The organism is Actinoplanes utahensis (genome assembly GCF_016862455.1).
GTDB classification, from domain to species: Bacteria; Actinomycetota; Actinomycetes; order Mycobacteriales; family Micromonosporaceae; genus Actinoplanes; species Actinoplanes utahensis.
The window spans coordinates 79,745-94,869 of the sequence record NZ_BOMZ01000088.1; the positions used below are offsets into that span (position 1 = coordinate 79,745).

The following is a 15,125-nucleotide window of genomic DNA, read 5'->3' on the forward strand; positions in this document are numbered from 1 at the left end:
CCCCGTTCGGGCCGCCACCGCTGGGAGGACCTCATGACCGGATTCGCCGACATCCCGCCGACCACCCTCGCCGACGTGCTGGACCGCAGCCGGGTCATGGACATCGGGATCCGGCCGCTCTGGACGCCGGTGCCCCGGGTGGCCGGGCCGGCGTTCACGGTGCGCTGCCCGCCCGGCGACAACCTGATGCTGCACGCGGCGATCTACCGGGCCGAGCCGGGTTCGGTGGTGGTCGTGGAGTCCGGCGACCTCGATCATGCCCTGGCGGGTGGGAACGTCTGCGCGGTCGCGCACCGGCGGGGCATCGCGGCGTTCGTCCTCGACGGGCTGATCCGGGATCTCGGCGAGGTGCGGGAGCTCGGCTTCCCGGTCTTCGCCCGCGGCGTCATCCCGATCCCCGGCACCAAGTCCCGGCTCGGCGCCCACGGCGAGCCGGTGCGCTGCGGCGGTGTCACCGTCGGCCCGGGCGACATCGTGGTCGCCGACGAGGAGGGTGTGGTGGTGGTCCCCGCCGCCCGGCACGACGAGGTCCGCACCGCGGCCCGCGCCCGGCTCGCCAAGGAGGAGGCGGAGACCCTCGACGACTGGGAGCGGGCTCACCGCGCCCGGATCGAGAAGACCCTGTCCGAGCAGACGGCGCTCGGCGGGACGGCGAGCACAGCCTGACAGGCCGGACCTACCGGGCGAATCGCCATCGAGGTCACGCGCAGCGACGACCGGCCCGAGGGCGGTGTGGCGGGCGGCGCGACGACCGGCGTCGCCGCGCCGCCCTCGGTTCGCAGAGTGACGTTCCGTGACGGGTTCGGGGTGCGCCCGTTCCGGCGAAAGTTGTTTCCGGGGCGTAACAGGCGCCGGGAGAGCCTTGCGCGAGATGGATGTTCATCAATAATGAGCGCCATGAATCGAGCCGAGGCGATACCGGTCGACGGATCCCGGAGCACGACCGAGCCACCCGGCGGCGGGACCCCGGCGGCTCTGCCACCGGGCGCGGGTCGCGCCGCGGACGGCGGTGAGCCCGGCGCGGCGCGCCTGACCGTCCGCCTGAGACCGCCGGCGCCCGCGATCCCGCCGTACCCGGGGCGCGCCGCCGTGATCCCGTACCGGGAACGACCACTCCAGCCGCAGTACGGCTCGCCGGACCGGCCCCCCGCCCGGCGGGACGAACCCGAACCGCCGGCCCGATGGGGCGGCCAGTCGCCGGAGGTGCGATCGGCCGGCTCGGTGACCCGCCGGACCGGACGGCGCCGGGGCCCGGTCGCGGCCCGGCGCGTGGTGGGCCTGTGATGACCAGGTCGCTGGACGGCCACCCACGGGTGCTGGCGATCTGCCGGCCACCGCGGGACCTGCGCGGGCTCCGGAGCGGGCGGCTGCGGACCACCGAGCGGCTGCTGCTGGCCCGGGCACATGGGCGGGCCCGGCCGCACGAGCGGTTCCAGGCGCACGAGCGAGTCCAGGCGCACGAGCGAGTCCAGGCGCACGAGCGAGTCCAGGCGCACGAGCGGGCCCGGGCACACGAGCGAGTCCAAGCGCACGAGCGGGCCCGGGCGGGGGCCGTGGAACGGGAGTGCGGGCGAACCGGGACGGTGACGTCGAAGGAGAGTGCCGCCCGTCCTACGGGGGCGGCCGGGCGGACCTCCGGTGACGCCGGGCGCGCGATCCAGCGTACGACCGGGGAAGAACCCGGTGGCAGGCGTGCCGTGACCGTTCCGGCGGGGTCGGCGGGGTCGGCGCGCAGCGACGTCGCACCACCATCCGCCGAGCCGCACGCCCGGCCGCCACCCGGGCGTTCGCCGCGGAAGTGATCATCAGCTCACCTCGGCGGCATCGGCGGTGCGATGGTTGGGGCAGACGTCTCCCGCGGGGTAGAGAGGGGGGCACATCGTTCGCCCCGCCGGACACCGTCGGCGGGCCGGACGGCCGATTCCGCTGACGAGGGGGACCACTCTCCATGGGCGCAACGCCTGTCATCACGCTCAACAACGGCGTCACCATTCCGCAGATCGGTTACGGCGTCTTCCAGATCCCCGAGGCGGAGACCGCCGCCGCCGTCACCACCGCGATCGAGGCGGGTTACCGCAGCATCGACACGGCCGCGATCTACCGCAACGAGTCGGGGGTCGGCACCGCCCTGAAGTCGGCGAGCGTGCCGCGGGACGAGCTGTTCATCACGACCAAGGTCTGGAACAACGATCAGGGGTACGACGAGACGCTGCGCGCGTTCGACGCCAGCGCCGCCCGCCTCGGCCTGGACCACCTGGACCTCTACCTGATCCACTGGCCGACCCCGAAGCGGGGGAAGTACCTGGACACCTGGCGGGCGCTGGAGAAGCTGCTGGCCGACGGCCGAGTGCGTGCGATCGGCGTCTCCAACTTCCTGCCCGAGCACCTGCGGGCGGTGGCCGACCTGGGCGGCACGATCCCGGCGGTCAACCAGATCGAGGTGCACCCGGCGCTGCAGCAGCGCGAGGCCCAGGCGGCCGGCGCCGAGCTGGGGGTGGTGACCGAGGCGTGGAGCCCGCTGGCGCAGGCCGGTGTGCTCGGCGACCCGGCGATCGCCCGGATCGCCACCGCGCACGACCGCACCCCGGCGCAGGTGGTGCTGCGCTGGCACGTGCAGCAGGGCCGGATCGTCATCCCGAAGTCGGTGACCCCGTCCCGGATCCGGGAGAACATCGCGATCTTCGACTTCGAGCTGTCGGCGGACGAGATCGCGGCGATCGACGCGCTGGAGAGCGACGGCCGGACCGGGCCGCACCCGGACCACTTCAACTGACCGGTAACGGTCACAGCGATCGCCAAGCGGGCTCACAGGAATCCGCCGCATAGTGGGGGTCACGTTCGGCGTCGACGGAGGTTCCGATGGTTCTCGCTCTGGTCAGCTTCGCGCTGCTGGTGGTCCAGTTGGTGCTGGTGGTTCGGGTGGTGCTGGACTGGAGTGTGACCCTCGCCGGTCCCGCGATGCCGGGGTCGTGGCGGTCCAAGGCGCTCGACGTGATCTATGCGATCACCGAGCCGATGCTGGCGCCGCTGCGTAAGGTCCTCCCTCCGCTGCGCGCCGGCGGCATCTCGATCGACCTGGCGTTCATCGTGCTGTTCCTGGGGGTCAGCATCCTGAGGTCGCTGATCTGATCGCGTCACCAGGGGGCGCCGCCGCACGGCGCCCCCTGGCCCGGTCAGCGCAGGCGGTCGTCCACGAACTCCAGGGCCGCGATGTCGAAGCGGCTACGGCCGCCCTCGTGGCCGTCCCACTCGTACACCTCGATCTGCTTCGGCGCCGGGATCGCGTGGTACGCGGCGAAGATCCCCGACGGCGGGCAGACCGCGTCCATCAGGGCCGCCGACAGGATCGACGGGGCGGTGATCCGCCGGGCGAAGTTCACCGAGTCGACGTGGTCGAGCGTGTTCAGCGTCCGCTCCGCCACGTGCGGGTTGACCCGCAGGAACCGGACCACCTCGTGGAAGGGATCGCTGTCGGTGATGGTGATCGCCCGCCGGATGTCGCACAGGAACGGCACCTTGGACACCACGGCCGAGACCAGGTCCGGGACCAGGCCGCCGGCCGCGAGCGCCAGCGCACCGCCCTGGCTGCCGCCGGTCACCACGATCCGCGACGCGTCGGCGCCGGGCAGTTCGGCGGCGGTCTCCACGGCCCGGACCGCGTCGGTGATCAGCCGCCGGTAGTAGAACGTGTCCGGGTCGAGCACGCCCCGGGTGAGGAATCCGGGTGTGGACGGGCCGGCGCCGGAGTCGTCCGGGTCGGGGGTGTCGCCGCCGCGCCACGAGCCGCCCTGGCCGCGGGTGTCCATGACCAGGTGCGCGTACCCGGCGCTGGCCCAGACCAGCCAGTCGATCGGCAGGCCGCGGCCGCCGCCGTAGCCGATGAACTCCACCACCACCGGCAGCGGGCCGGTCGCGGCGGCCGGGCGGTTCAGCCAGGCCCGGACCGGCTGCCCGGCGAAGCCGCTGAACGTCACGTCGTAACTGGTGATCCCCTTCAACGGGGTGGCCACCTCGTGCACCTTCGGGGGCAGGGCGGCCCGGCGGGCCCACGACAGGGTGCCCGCCCAGAAGTCGTCGAAGCCGTCCGGCTCGGGGCGGACGGAGCGGTACTCGCGCAATTCGTCGAGAGGGAGGTCAAAGAGCGCCATGCCGATCACGCTATGCCCGGGGGTTGGCTCCCACCACCCCCGGCAGGCACGATGGTCGCGTGCCACCGGAGACCGCCCCGCGACCCAAGCAGGTTCTCGAAGCCGTTCTGGAGCGGCTGACCTATGTGAACGAGGAGACCGGGTACACGGTGGCCCGGGTGGCGTACAAGAACGGTTCGGATCTGCTGACCGTGGTCGGTTCGCTGCTCGGGGCGCAGCCGGGCGAGAGCCTGCGGATGTCGGGGTGGTGGTCGTCGCATCCGCAGTACGGCAGGCAGTTCGAGGTGCTGTCGTACACGACGGTGCTGCCGGCGACCGTGCAGGGTTTGCGCCGCTATCTGGGCTCGGGGCTGGTCAAGGGCATCGGGCCGGTCTTCGCCGAGCGGATCGTGGACCATTTCGGACTCGACACCCTGGAGATCATCGAGACGGCGCCGGAACGGCTGATCGAGGTCGCCGGGCTCGGGCCGAAACGTACGAAGAAGATCACGGCGGCGTGGGCGGAGCAGAAGGCGATCAAGGAGGTGATGGTCTTCCTCCAGGGCGTCGGGGTGTCCACGTCGATCGCGGTGCGGATCTACAAGAAGTACGGTGACGCCTCGATCTCGGTGGTGAAGAACTCGCCGTACAAGCTGGCGTCGGACGTCTGGGGCATCGGGTTCAAGACGGCGGACACCATCGCGCAGGCCGTCGGGATCCCGCACGACAGTCCCGAACGGGTGAAGGCGGGCCTGCAGTACACGCTGTCCCAGGCGACCGACAACGGGCACTGTTTCCTGCCCGCCAACGAGCTGATGGCCGACGCCGCCAAGATCCTGGACGTCCCCGCGACGCTGATCCCGGCATGCCTCGACGCGCTCGTCGAGGAGGAGGGCGTGGTGCGGGAGGACGACGCCGTCTACCTGGTGCCGTTCCACCGTGCCGAGCAGTCGCTGTCGTCGTCCCTCGTCGCCCTGTTGCGCGACAGGGCGGACCGGATGCCGCACTTCCTCGACGTCGACTGGGACAAGGCGCTGGGATGGCTGCACCAGCGCACCGGCTCCACCCTCGCGCCCGAGCAGGAACAGGCCGTCAGGCTGGCGCTGACCAGGAAGGTGGCGGTCCTCACCGGCGGCCCGGGCTGTGGGAAGAGCTTCACCGTCCGCTCGATCGTCGAGCTCGCCGCCGCCAAGAAGGCCAAGATCCAGCTCGTCGCCCCGACCGGCCGGGCGGCGAAACGGCTCGCCGAGCTGACCGGCCACCCCGCCGCCACCGTCCACCGCCTGCTCAAGCTGCAGCCCGGCGGCGACGCCACGTTCGACCGCGACAACCCCCTGGACGCCGATCTGCTGGTCGTCGACGAGGCGTCCATGCTGGATCTGATCCTCGCCAACAAGCTGGTCAAGGCGGTGCCGCCGGGCGCGCACCTGCTGCTCGTCGGCGACGTCGACCAGCTGCCGTCGGTCGGCGCCGGCGAGGTGCTGCGCGACCTGCTCGCCGCCGACGTGATCCCGCGGGTGCGGCTGACCCAGATCTTCCGGCAGGCCGCCGAGAGCGGCGTGGTCACCAACGCGCACCGGGTCAACCAGGGCAGATCGGTGCTCCTGGAGGGCATGACGGACTTCTTCCTGTTCCCCTGCGACGACAACGAGGCCGCGGCCGCGCTCACCGTCGACGTCGCCTGCTCGCGGATGCCGCGCCGGTTCGGCCTCGACCCGCGCCGCGACATCCAGATCCTCACCCCGATGCACCGCGGCCCGGCCGGCGCCGGCGCCCTCAACACCCTGCTCCAGCAGCAGCTCACCCCGGGCCGTGAGGGTCTGCCGGAACGGCGGCTGGGCGGCCGGGTCTTCCGGGTCGGCGACAAGGTCACCCAGATCCGCAACAACTACGACAAGGGGGCCGCGGGGGTCTTCAACGGCACGGTCGGCGTCGTGACCGGGCTGAGCCCGGAGGAGCAGACCTTGACGGTACGCACGGACGAGGACGAGCTGATCGACTACGACTTCGACGAGCTGGACGAGCTCGCCCACGCCTACGCGATCACCATTCACCGGTCCCAGGGCTCGGAGTACCCCGCCGTGGTCATCCCGCTGACCACCAGCGCCTGGATGATGCTGCAGCGGAACCTGCTCTACACCGCGATCACCCGCGCCAAGAAGCTGGTCGTGCTGGTCGGTTCCCGCCGCGCCCTGGCCACCGCGGTCCGCACGGTCGGCGCGGGCCGCCGCTACACCGCCCTGGCCCGCCGCCTCGGGTCGTGACCCCCCGGCCGGGCGTCACGGCTGTCTCGGCGCGGCTGAGACAGCCGTGAGAGCCGACCGGGGATAACACAACTCGGCGGGGCAGGTGCGGTGATTGCGGAAATCGGGACGAATGGCCGGGTTGTCCGCACTCTGGTACGGCTGTGGCGCGCATCGGGCCGCACCGTTCCCGAGATCGCTAATGTGGGATCCGTTAACGATTCTTGAGGACCTTTTCCCGAGCCATTCTCCGGTTTCAGGAAAAGGAGACGGGGGATTTCTCATGTTGCGTTCGATGACCGCCGGAACCGCTCTTCTCGGTGTTCTCGCGATGGCCGCTCCGGCCCAGGCGGTACCGGAACACGCGCCGAAACCGGACAAGATGATGGTGATCGACGTGGTCTCGGCGAACGGCTCCGGCTGCCCCGACGGCAGCGCGGACATCCAGGTCTCACCGGACTTCACCGCGTTCACGGTGACCTACTCCAAGTACACCGCGTCGGTCGGCCCGGACGCCTCGCCGCTGGACTTCCGGAAGAACTGTCAGATGGCCCTGGACATCAAGGTGCCGTCCGGATTCACGTTCGCGATCGCCAGTGCCGACTACCGCGGATACGCCAGCCTGCGGCCCGGATCGTACGGCCAGCAGATGGCCAGTTACTACTTCCAGGGCCATTCCCACACGACCCGCAGCCGGCACGACTTCAAGGGACCGATGGAGGACTCGTGGCAGCGGAACGACAAGGTCGGAATCGCGTCGATGAGTTTCCTGCCGTGCGGTGAGCGCCGTTTCCTGAACATCAACACGGAATTGCGGGTGAACCGCGGCACGTCGGACACCAAGAAGCACACGAACTTCCTGTCGATGGACTCCACCGACGCCGCGATCAACACCCTCTACCGGGTCGAATGGAAGCGGTGCGGCAAGTAATCGCTCACCGGTCCCGTTCGACGAACGCCGCCCACGGGTCCTCCTTCGCCGGACCGCGCCGCTCCCTCTCCCCGGCGGGAGCGGCGGCCGGGCCGGCAGCCGGGGCGGCGTGCGCCGGGGTGTGCCCGGCGGTGTGCCCGGCGGTGTGCCCGGCGGTGTGCCCGGCGGTGTGTGCCGCGCTGTGTGCCGCCGTGTGCGCGCCGGGCCGGTGCCGGCGGGCCGCGAGGAAGGCCGCCAGCGCCGTGGTGATCGGCACCGCCGCGACCAGGCCGATCGTGCCGACCGCGCTGCGCACCAGCTCCTGGGCGATCAGCGGGGTGGTGAGCACCTCCCCCACCGGGGTGTTCCCGGCGGCGAACAGCAGCATCAACGGCAGCGAGGCCCCGGCGTACGCCAGCACGATCGTGTTGATCACCGAGGCGATGTGCGCGCGGCCGATCCGGGTGGCGGCGGTGTAGAGGCGGCGGAACCCGTACGCCGGATTCGCCAGTGCCAGCTCGGTGACCGTGGCCGACTGGGTGACCGTGACGTCGTCGAGCACGCCCAGCGAACCGATCACGATGCCGGCCAGCAGCAGGCCCTGCATGTTGACGTCGCCCTGGGTGATGGTCAGGAAGTTGGACGTCTCGTCGGCGACCCCGGTCAGGTGCACGGCCGCGGTGGCGACGGCGGCCAGCACCGCGGTGATCGCCAGGCTGGCCAGGGTGCCGGCGACCGCGATCGTCGTGGTCATCGACAACCCGTGCGTCAGGTACAGCACGATCAGCATGATCGCGGCGGCGCCGACCACCGCGACCAGTACCGGTGACCGCCCGTCCAGGATCGCCGGAACGATGAAGTACAGCAGGATGCCGAAGGTGACGGCGAGCCCGGCCAGCGCGGTCAGCCCGCGCCACCGGCCGAACGCGATCACCGCGAGCGCGAACGCGGCGCCCAGGATCCACAGCTCGCTGCCGCGCTGGTGATCGGTGATCGAGTAGGCGGTGCTGCCGTCCTCCGAGTTCAGCGCCATCAGGACCACGTCGTCGCCGGCCACCACCGTCGGCGCGCCCGGCCCGGACGGGATCGCCGCGGTCGCCGTCACCCCGCTGTCCAGCGTGACCGTCACGGTGCCGCAGTCGTCGTCCGGCTTGTCGCCCTCGGGAACCGGCGGGCACTCCGCCCGCGCCACCGACACCACCTCACCGGTCACCATCACCGGGCCGTCCGCGGCCTCGGCAGCGGTCGGGGCGTCCCGCGGCCAGAGCAGCAGCATGCCCAGCACGGTCAGGAGCACCGCCGGGATCAGCAGCATCAGCGTGAGCCGCCGGGCGTGGGGCGGCTCCGGCAGGTCGCCGTGCGCGTGGTGGTGATGGTCGGCGGTCATCGTGCTCCTCGTCGGCCGGGCTTGTCCGGCTGGTCGTCAGTGCTGTCTCCACGGTGCGGAGACAGCACTGACGACCAGCCGGGGTCCTGCCCGACCGTACCCGGGGAGCCGTCAGCGGGGGGAGCGGGACCTCGCCCGGTCCTCGGCGGAACGGCCGAACACCAGCCAGAAGTCGGTGACCGCCAGGCTCAGCACCGGACGCCGGCCGGCCAGGTAGCCGAGCGGGCCACCGGGGTCGGGACGCCAGGCGGCACTCGCCGTCCGCAGCCCGGCCCGGCCCCGGACCGGAGTGCGCCGGACCTGGTCGGCGAGCTGCTGGGCGACCGTGAAACCGAGCGGGAACCGGCCCGGCAGACGGTTCTTGAGCCGGATCAGCGCCGACACGAACGGGGCGCTCGCCTCGGGGGCGGTGATCGTCGCGTCGACGAGCGGCTCGCTCTCCGCGTCGAGGGCGAACGTGGCCAGCTCCTTGGGGATACCCCAGAGCCGGCGGCCGCCCTCGCGGGAGGCGACGCTGTCCACCCAGATGTCGGTGATGCTCACCCGCGGGCGGCCGCGCTCGTGCACCAGGACGGCGCTGAGCAGCTCCTTGTAGTGCAGGACGCCGCCGGGCTCGTACGACACCCAGGCCGCGCCGACCGCGACCCGGCCACCGACCGTGAACGGGCGCACCGCCGCGCCCAGGACCTCGGGCAGCGGCGGTGCGTCACTCTTGGGGATCAGGAAGAGCGAGAGGTACATCTGTCCGCGCAGCTGCCAGGGTTCGGGCGGGTACATGCCTCCACCCTGTCAGCAGACGTCGATGCGTACAACCGGTGTCTTCTCAGTAACGGAAGCGGGAGACCACCGACTGGAGCTGGGAGGCGGTGGCGGTCAACTCGTCGGCCGCGTGCCGGGTCTCGCCGACGGTGTCGGTGGTCCGGCGGGTCGCCTCGGAGACCGAGCCGATCGTCATCGCGATGTCGCCGGCGCCGTTGGCCGCCTCGGTCAGGGTCCGGTTCATCTCGGCGGTGGTCGCGGTCTGCTCCTCGACCGCCGAGGCGATGGTGAGCTGCAGGCCGTTGATCCGCTCGATGATCTCGGTGATCTCGCCGATCGCGGTGACCGCGCCGCTGGTGTCGGCCTGGATCGCCTGCACCCGCTGGGAGATGTCCTCGGTCGCCTTGGCGGTCTCCTGGGCCAGGTCCTTGACCTCACCGGCGACGACGGCGAAACCCTTGCCGACCTCACCGGCGCGGGCGGCCTCGATGGTCGCGTTCAGCGCGAGGAGGTTGGTCTGCTCGGCGATGCTGGTGATCACCTTGACCACGGTGAAGATCTCCTCGGACGACGCGCCGAGCCGACCCACGATCGCGTTGGTCTCGGCGGCGACCCGGACGGCCTGCGCGGCCACCTCGGTCGCCTCCGAGGTGGAGACGCTGATGTCGCGGATCGCCGAGCCCATCTCCTGCGAGCCCGCCGAGACGACCTGCAGGTTGTGCGAGACGGCGTCGGCGGCGGTAGCCACCGTGCCGGCCTGGCCGGAGGCCTCGCTGGCGGCCGCGTCCACCGAACCGGACACCGAGCTGAGCCGGCCGGCGGCGTCCTGCAGGGTGCCGGCGCTGCCGGCGAGCTGGACCATGTCCTCCCGGAGGCGGGCCACACCCTGGTCGAGGGCGGCGGCCATCCGGCCGATCTCATCCCGGCTCTGCACCCCGGAGGTACGGGTGAGGTCGCCCTCGGCCAGGCCCTCGGCGATCCGCCCGACCGCCGTCACCGTCCTGCGGACCCGGTTAGCCACCTGGAAACCGATCAGCAGGCTCAGCACCATGCCGGCCGCGAGCAGGCCCGCGACCAGGTAGGCGGCCTGCTTCCCGGATTCCTCCGCGTCGCCGATGCGCTGTTCGGCGATCGCCGTCGCCTTGTCGCGCAGCGCCGTCTGGTCCTCGCCCAGCGCCTCGTGCAGGGCGTTGTACTCCTGCAGGGCCTTGGTGAGATCGGCCGGGGTGGCCTTGCTCCGGTCGGTGCCCACGAACGCCACGAAGTCGGCCCAGTCCTGCTGCGCCTTGGCGACCTTCTCGTCGCCCGGCAGAGCGCTGTCCAGCTGTTCCAGGGCTGTCTCGACCTCGGCCTTGTTCCGTTCCATCGCGGCGCCGAGCTGCTTGGCGAGCGTCGGGTAGAGCTGCATGCCGGAGCTGCCGCCGATGTACGCCTCGATGTTGCGCCCGAACGAACCCACCGCGCTCTGAATCGTGATGGACTGCCGCTGCGCCTCGGCGGCCTTGGCGTTGAGGTCGAAGACCGTGCTGATCGCGAACCCTCCGACGATCAGTCCGGTGACCGTCGCCGTCATCGCCGCCGCACCGATCTTGGTACGCAGCGACCGGTCGTCGAACAGCCCGCTCAGGCCCATTACTTTTGTCCCCTTTTCCTGCCATCCGGCTCGCTATTGCCCGCTTAATCGGCACGGACGGAACGCACTTGAGGAGCCGTTCGCCCTCAGTCTGCAAGGCCGGGCCACGGAAGTGGGCCCTCTCGGCCAGAGTGACGGAAGTGATCAGGGAGCGGTGACGTCGGCGAGCGCCTGGAAGATCAGCCAGGTCGAGGTGGCCCCCGGATCCTGATGGCCGGCGCTGCGTTCGCCCAGGTAGGAGGCTCGGCCCTTGCGCGCCGTCAGCGAGGTGGTGGCCCGCGCCCCGTCACCGGCCGCCCGGGCCGCACCGGCCGCCGCCTCGGGCAGCGCCGCGCCACCGGCCACCGCCTCCTCGAAGGCGGTCAGCGCCGGCTGGTACGCGTCCACCATGGTCTTGTCACCGGGCTGCGCCCCGCCCAGCTTGCGGACCGCCTCCAGACCCGCGTGCAGGGCGCCGGCCAGCCCGGGGAGGTCGGCCCGCGCACCGGGCGGCAGGGCCTTGCCGAACGCCCGGAAGGCGCTGCCGTACAGCGGGCCGGAGGCGCCGCCGACCTTCGAGATCAGGGTCGCGCCGGCCCGGACGAACACGTCGCCGACCGCGGTGAACTCGGTGCCGTCCAGGACCGTCACCACCGCGGTGAACCCGCGCCGCATGTTGACCCCGTGATCGCCGTCGCCGATCGCCGCGTCCAGCCGGGTCAGCAGGTCCGCCTCGGCGGTGACCGACCCGGCGGCCGCGCGCAGCCAGGCGGTGGCGAGTGCGACGTCCACGTCAGGCGCCCCACCGCAGACCGGGCGTGCGCACCGGGGCGTCCCAGAGCCGGATCATCTCGTCCGTCACCCGGGTCACGGTGATCGACATGCCGGCCATGTCGAGACTCGTCACATAGTTGCCGACCAGCCGGCGGCTGATCTCGACACCGCGCTCGGCCAGCACCGTCGCGACCTCGCCGTAGATCAGGTAGAGCTCGATCAGCGGGGTACCGCCCAGGCCGTTGACCAGCACGATCACCCGTTCCCCGCGGTCCAGCGGCTGGGCCTCGAGGATCACGTCCAGCGCGGAACGGACCAGTTCCCGGGCCGGGCGCAGGCGCTCCCGGCGGCGGCCCGGCTCGCCGTGGATGCCGACACCGGCCTCGATCTCGTCGTCCGGCAGCTCGAAGCCGGGTCGTCCGGCGGCGGGGGTGGTGCCGGCCGTCAACGCGTACGCGAAGGAGGCGGAAGCCGCGTTGACCTCGCGCCCGATCGCCGCCACCTCACCCAGCTTGCCGCCCTCCTCGGCGAGCGCCCCGGCGATCTTCTCCACCAGCAGGGTGGCGCCGGTGCCCCGGCGGCCCGCCGTCCACGTCGAGTTCTCCACCGCCACGTCGTCGTCGACCAGCACCGTCTCCACGGCGATCCCCTCGTCGGCGGCGAGCTCCGCGGCGAGCTGGAAGTTCATCACGTCACCGGTGTAGTTCTTCACCACGTGGACCACCCCGGCGCCGCCGTCGACCGCCTTGGTCGCGGCCAGGATCTGGTCCGGCACCGGGGAGGTGAACACCTCGCCCGGGCAGGCGGCGTCCAGCATCCCGGCGCCGACGAACCCGCCGTGCAGCGGCTCGTGCCCGGAACCGCCGCCGGACACCAGCGCGACCTTGCCGGGACGTGGCGCGTCCGCACGGGCCACGTACTGCTCGGCGGTGTCCACCCGCAGGTCGGGATGTGCGGCGGCGAGCCCGGCCAGCGCCTCGGTCACCACGTCGGCGGGATCATTGATGAACTTCTTCACAACCGGCTCCTTCCGTCGTCCCACCAGCATGGTCGCGCGCGGCGATTCAGCAAAGGCTTTGGCGTGACTACGATCTGCAGACATGGCGTACGTGGGGATCGTCCTGGTGTCACACAGCGCGGAACTGGCCACCGGCCTGCGGGACCTGTTGTCCCAGGTCGCCGGCGATGACGTGCGGGTGGAGCCGGCGGGCGGCGCCGACGACGGCACGCTCGGCACCAGCGCCGACCGGATCGGGGCCGCGATCACCCGGGCCGACGCCGGCGCCGGGGTGCTGATCCTCGCCGACCTGGGCAGCGCCGTCCTGACCACCCGCGCCGTCCTGGACGACCTTCCGCCCGGGCCGGTGCTGGCCGACGCACCGTTCGTGGAGGGCGCGGTGGCCGCCGCGGTCATCGCCTCGACCGGCGCCGGTCTGGCCGAGGTCGCCGACGCCGCGCGGGAGGCCCGCGATGTCCCCAAACTCTGAGGTCCGGGTGGTTCTTCCGGCGGCGTTGCACGCCCGTCCGGCGGGCGAGGTGGTGCGGGCCGCCGCGGCTTTCACCGCCACCGTCGAGGTACGGGTGGAGGGCCGCTCCGCGAGTGCCCGCAGCGCCCTGCGCCTGATGTCCCTGGGCGCCGCCGCCGGCGCCACGGTGACCGTGCACGCCACCGGCGACGACGCGGCCGAAGCCGCCTCCGCCGTCGCCGAGGTGCTCCGCGCCGCTCGATGATCGCCGGGTTTCCGAAACTTTCGGGATCTCCTGCCTGCGTAGTACCGGGAACGACTGTTGAGGTTTCCGGAAGGTGTCGGTAGCTTTTCGAGATGTATCGATACCCCGTCGGTACTTCCAGAATCCCCGACTGGAGTTCCCCATGCGACGATCCCTCGCGATCCTCACGGTCGTGACCAGCGGCGCCCTCGCCGCCGGCGCATTCGCCGTGCTGTCCCCCAGCGCGAACGCGGCAACCACCCTCGGTACGGCCGCCGCCGCGAAGAACCGCTACTTCGGCACCGCGGTCGCCGCCTACAAACTGTCCGACTCCGTCTACTCCGGCATCCTGAACCGGGAGTTCACCTCGGTGACCCCGGAGAACGAGATGAAGTGGGACGCCACCGAACCCACCCAGGGCACCTTCACCTTCACCGCGGCCGACACCATCGTGAACCGGGCCGTCGCCAACGGGCAGAAGGTCCGCGGGCACGCCCTCGCCTGGCACTCGCAGCAGCCGGCCTGGGCGCAGAACCTGAGCGGCACCGCCCTGCGCAACGCCATGGTCAACCACGTCACCCGGGTCGCCACCCACTACCAGGGCAAGATCGACTCGTGGGACGTGGTGAACGAGGCGTTCGCCGACGGTTCCAGCGGCGCCCGGCGTGACTCCAACCTGCAGCGCACCGGCAACGACTGGATCGAGGTCGCGTTCCGCGCCGCGCGGGCCGCCGACCCGGCCGCCAAACTCTGCTACAACGACTACAACACCGACGGCATCAACGCGAAGAGCACCGCCGTCTACAACATGGTGGTGGACTTCAAGGCCCGCGGCGTCCCGATCGACTGCGTCGGCTTCCAGTCCCACTTCAACCCGCAGTCCCCGCTGACCGCCGACTACCAGGCCAACCTGCAGCGCTTCGCCGACCTCGGCGTCGACGTGCAGATCACCGAACTCGACATCGAGGGCTCCGGCAGCGCCCAGGCCGACTCGTTCGCCGCCGTCACCCGCGCCTGCCTCGCCGTCACCCGCTGCACCGGCATCACCGTGTGGGGCATCCGCGACACCGACTCGTGGCGCGCCAGTGGCACCCCGTTGCTCTTCGACGGCAACGGCAACCCGAAGCAGGCGTACACCGCCGTCCTCACCGCCCTCGGCGGCTCCGCCACCTCACCGTCCGCCTCGGTGTCGGCGTCCCCGGACACCAGCCCGTCCACCGGCACGAAGACCTGCACCGCCACCGTCGCCGTCCAGTCCTGGACCGGCGGTTTCGTCGCCACCGTCACGGTGCGGGCCGGCTCCACCGCCGTCTCCGGCTGGACCGCCGGCGCCACCCTGCCCACCGGCGCCACCGTCACCAACACCTGGAGCGCCACCGCCAGCGGCTCCACCGGCGCGGTGTCCTTCGCCAACGCCGGCTACAACGGCTCCCTGGCCGCCGGCGCCGGCACCTCCTTCGGCTTCCAGGGCACCGGCCCGGCCCCGTCCACCACCGCCACCTGCACCGCGCGCTGACCCACCGGCAGCCGCCCGCCGTCCGGTTCCGGTCGCTTCACCGCGACCGGAACCGGGCGGCGGACATGGCGGTCACCGGCTTCCTGA

Annotated in this window: 16 protein-coding genes; 10 read left to right on the forward strand and 6 right to left on the reverse strand. The window is 71.9% G+C overall.

Annotated features, from left to right (window positions below):
- The first annotated feature begins 33 nt into the window (after nucleotides 1-33).
- The 5 genes from Aut01nite_RS30935 to Aut01nite_RS30955 all read left to right on the forward strand — a co-directional run bounded on the left by Aut01nite_RS30935 (nucleotide 34) and on the right by Aut01nite_RS30955 (nucleotide 3,129).
- Nucleotides 34-666, forward strand: coding sequence for an RraA family protein (locus Aut01nite_RS30935; RefSeq protein WP_043525350.1), 633 nt, complete (start codon nucleotides 34-36; stop codon nucleotides 664-666).
- Between the two features lie 231 nt (nucleotides 667-897).
- The gene (locus Aut01nite_RS30940) at nucleotides 898-1,284 is read left to right on the forward strand and encodes a hypothetical protein (RefSeq protein WP_152628710.1); all 387 of its coding nucleotides are present in this window, start codon (nucleotides 898-900) and stop codon (nucleotides 1,282-1,284) included.
- Nucleotides 1,284-1,802 carry a hypothetical protein gene (locus Aut01nite_RS30945; RefSeq protein WP_152628709.1) on the forward strand — a complete coding sequence of 173 codons (519 nt, stop codon included), beginning with the start codon at nucleotides 1,284-1,286 and terminating at the stop codon, nucleotides 1,800-1,802. The genes Aut01nite_RS30940 and Aut01nite_RS30945 overlap by 1 nt, the downstream gene beginning before the upstream one ends.
- Nucleotides 1,803-1,948: 146 nt before the next feature.
- A complete protein-coding gene (locus tag Aut01nite_RS30950) occupies nucleotides 1,949-2,773 on the forward strand; it encodes an aldo/keto reductase (protein ID WP_043525251.1) in 825 nt (274 codons plus the stop codon).
- Nucleotides 2,774-2,859: 86 nt separating this feature from the next.
- Nucleotides 2,860-3,129 (forward strand): YggT family protein, encoded by a 270-nt coding sequence (locus tag Aut01nite_RS30955; RefSeq protein ID WP_043525250.1) that lies wholly within the window; start codon nucleotides 2,860-2,862, stop codon nucleotides 3,127-3,129.
- 44 nt (nucleotides 3,130-3,173) lie between these two features.
- Here Aut01nite_RS30955 and Aut01nite_RS30960 read toward each other — a convergent pair whose 3' ends face one another.
- Nucleotides 3,174-4,148, reverse strand: a complete 975-nt coding sequence (locus Aut01nite_RS30960) for an acetylxylan esterase (protein ID WP_043525249.1) — start codon at nucleotides 4,146-4,148, stop codon at nucleotides 3,174-3,176.
- 59 nt (nucleotides 4,149-4,207) lie between these two features.
- Here Aut01nite_RS30960 and recD2 point away from each other — a divergent pair, with 59 nt between their 5' ends.
- Nucleotides 4,208-6,391: an SF1B family DNA helicase RecD2 gene (gene recD2 / locus Aut01nite_RS30965; protein WP_043525248.1), complete on the forward strand. Its 2,184-nt coding sequence runs from the start codon at nucleotides 4,208-4,210 to the stop codon at nucleotides 6,389-6,391.
- Nucleotides 6,392-6,653: 262 nt separating this feature from the next.
- The gene (locus tag Aut01nite_RS30970) at nucleotides 6,654-7,301 is read left to right on the forward strand and encodes a DUF4360 domain-containing protein (RefSeq protein ID WP_043525247.1); all 648 of its coding nucleotides are present in this window, start codon (nucleotides 6,654-6,656) and stop codon (nucleotides 7,299-7,301) included.
- A gap of 4 nt (nucleotides 7,302-7,305) precedes the next feature.
- Here Aut01nite_RS30970 and Aut01nite_RS30975 read toward each other — a convergent pair whose 3' ends face one another.
- The 5 genes from Aut01nite_RS30975 to dhaK all read right to left on the reverse strand — a co-directional run bounded on the left by Aut01nite_RS30975 (nucleotide 7,306) and on the right by dhaK (nucleotide 12,830).
- Nucleotides 7,306-8,667: a YibE/F family protein gene (locus Aut01nite_RS30975; protein ID WP_083999005.1), complete on the reverse strand. Its 1,362-nt coding sequence runs from the start codon at nucleotides 8,665-8,667 to the stop codon at nucleotides 7,306-7,308.
- A gap of 111 nt (nucleotides 8,668-8,778) precedes the next feature.
- Nucleotides 8,779-9,444 carry an acetoacetate decarboxylase family protein gene (locus tag Aut01nite_RS30980; RefSeq protein ID WP_043525246.1) on the reverse strand — a complete coding sequence of 222 codons (666 nt, stop codon included), beginning with the start codon at nucleotides 9,442-9,444 and terminating at the stop codon, nucleotides 8,779-8,781.
- A gap of 46 nt (nucleotides 9,445-9,490) precedes the next feature.
- Complete coding sequence (locus tag Aut01nite_RS30985; RefSeq protein ID WP_043525245.1) at nucleotides 9,491-11,059, reverse strand: methyl-accepting chemotaxis protein; 1,569 nt, start codon at nucleotides 11,057-11,059, stop codon at nucleotides 9,491-9,493.
- Nucleotides 11,060-11,203: 144 nt separating this feature from the next.
- The gene (gene dhaL, locus Aut01nite_RS30990) at nucleotides 11,204-11,830 is read right to left on the reverse strand and encodes a dihydroxyacetone kinase subunit DhaL (RefSeq protein ID WP_043525244.1); all 627 of its coding nucleotides are present in this window, start codon (nucleotides 11,828-11,830) and stop codon (nucleotides 11,204-11,206) included.
- A 1-nt stretch (nucleotide 11,831) separates the two neighbouring features.
- Entirely contained in the window at nucleotides 11,832-12,830 is a 999-nt protein-coding gene (gene dhaK, locus Aut01nite_RS30995; RefSeq protein WP_043525243.1) for a dihydroxyacetone kinase subunit DhaK, read from the reverse strand.
- 82 nt (nucleotides 12,831-12,912) lie between these two features.
- Here dhaK and dhaM point away from each other — a divergent pair, with 82 nt between their 5' ends.
- From dhaM to Aut01nite_RS31010, 3 genes are all read left to right on the forward strand, one after another.
- Nucleotides 12,913-13,299, forward strand: a complete 387-nt coding sequence (gene dhaM / locus Aut01nite_RS31000) for a dihydroxyacetone kinase phosphoryl donor subunit DhaM (RefSeq protein ID WP_043525242.1) — start codon at nucleotides 12,913-12,915, stop codon at nucleotides 13,297-13,299.
- Nucleotides 13,283-13,543 (forward strand): HPr family phosphocarrier protein, encoded by a 261-nt coding sequence (locus Aut01nite_RS31005; RefSeq protein ID WP_052163748.1) that lies wholly within the window; start codon nucleotides 13,283-13,285, stop codon nucleotides 13,541-13,543. The genes dhaM and Aut01nite_RS31005 overlap by 17 nt, the downstream gene beginning before the upstream one ends.
- 142 nt (nucleotides 13,544-13,685) lie before the next feature.
- Nucleotides 13,686-15,038, forward strand: a complete 1,353-nt coding sequence (locus Aut01nite_RS31010) for a glycoside hydrolase family 10 protein (RefSeq protein WP_043525240.1) — start codon at nucleotides 13,686-13,688, stop codon at nucleotides 15,036-15,038.
- Nucleotides 15,039-15,125: the final 87 nt, after the last annotated feature.

Excerpts from the sequence above, each read along its gene's own strand:
- Aut01nite_RS30935 (WP_043525350.1), top strand. The coding sequence starts at position 34 with ATGACCGGATTCGCCGACATCCCGCCGACCACCCTCGCCGACGTGCTG.
- Aut01nite_RS30940 (WP_152628710.1), top strand. The coding sequence starts at position 898 with ATGAATCGAGCCGAGGCGATACCGGTCGACGGATCCCGGAGCACGACC.
- Aut01nite_RS30945 (WP_152628709.1), top strand. The coding sequence starts at position 1,284 with ATGACCAGGTCGCTGGACGGCCACCCACGGGTGCTGGCGATCTGCCGG.
- Aut01nite_RS30950 (WP_043525251.1), top strand. The coding sequence starts at position 1,949 with ATGGGCGCAACGCCTGTCATCACGCTCAACAACGGCGTCACCATTCCG.
- Aut01nite_RS30955 (WP_043525250.1), top strand. The coding sequence starts at position 2,860 with ATGGTTCTCGCTCTGGTCAGCTTCGCGCTGCTGGTGGTCCAGTTGGTG.
- Aut01nite_RS30960 (WP_043525249.1), bottom strand. The coding sequence starts at position 4,148 with ATGGCGCTCTTTGACCTCCCTCTCGACGAATTGCGCGAGTACCGCTCC.
- Aut01nite_RS30970 (WP_043525247.1), top strand. The coding sequence starts at position 6,654 with ATGTTGCGTTCGATGACCGCCGGAACCGCTCTTCTCGGTGTTCTCGCG.
- Aut01nite_RS30975 (WP_083999005.1), bottom strand. The coding sequence starts at position 8,667 with ATGACCGCCGACCATCACCACCACGCGCACGGCGACCTGCCGGAGCCG.
- Aut01nite_RS30980 (WP_043525246.1), bottom strand. The coding sequence starts at position 9,444 with ATGTACCCGCCCGAACCCTGGCAGCTGCGCGGACAGATGTACCTCTCG.
- Aut01nite_RS30985 (WP_043525245.1), bottom strand. The coding sequence starts at position 11,059 with ATGGGCCTGAGCGGGCTGTTCGACGACCGGTCGCTGCGTACCAAGATC.
- dhaM (WP_043525242.1), top strand. The coding sequence starts at position 12,913 with ATGGCGTACGTGGGGATCGTCCTGGTGTCACACAGCGCGGAACTGGCC.
- Aut01nite_RS31005 (WP_052163748.1), top strand. The coding sequence starts at position 13,283 with ATGTCCCCAAACTCTGAGGTCCGGGTGGTTCTTCCGGCGGCGTTGCAC.
- Aut01nite_RS31010 (WP_043525240.1), top strand. The coding sequence starts at position 13,686 with ATGCGACGATCCCTCGCGATCCTCACGGTCGTGACCAGCGGCGCCCTC.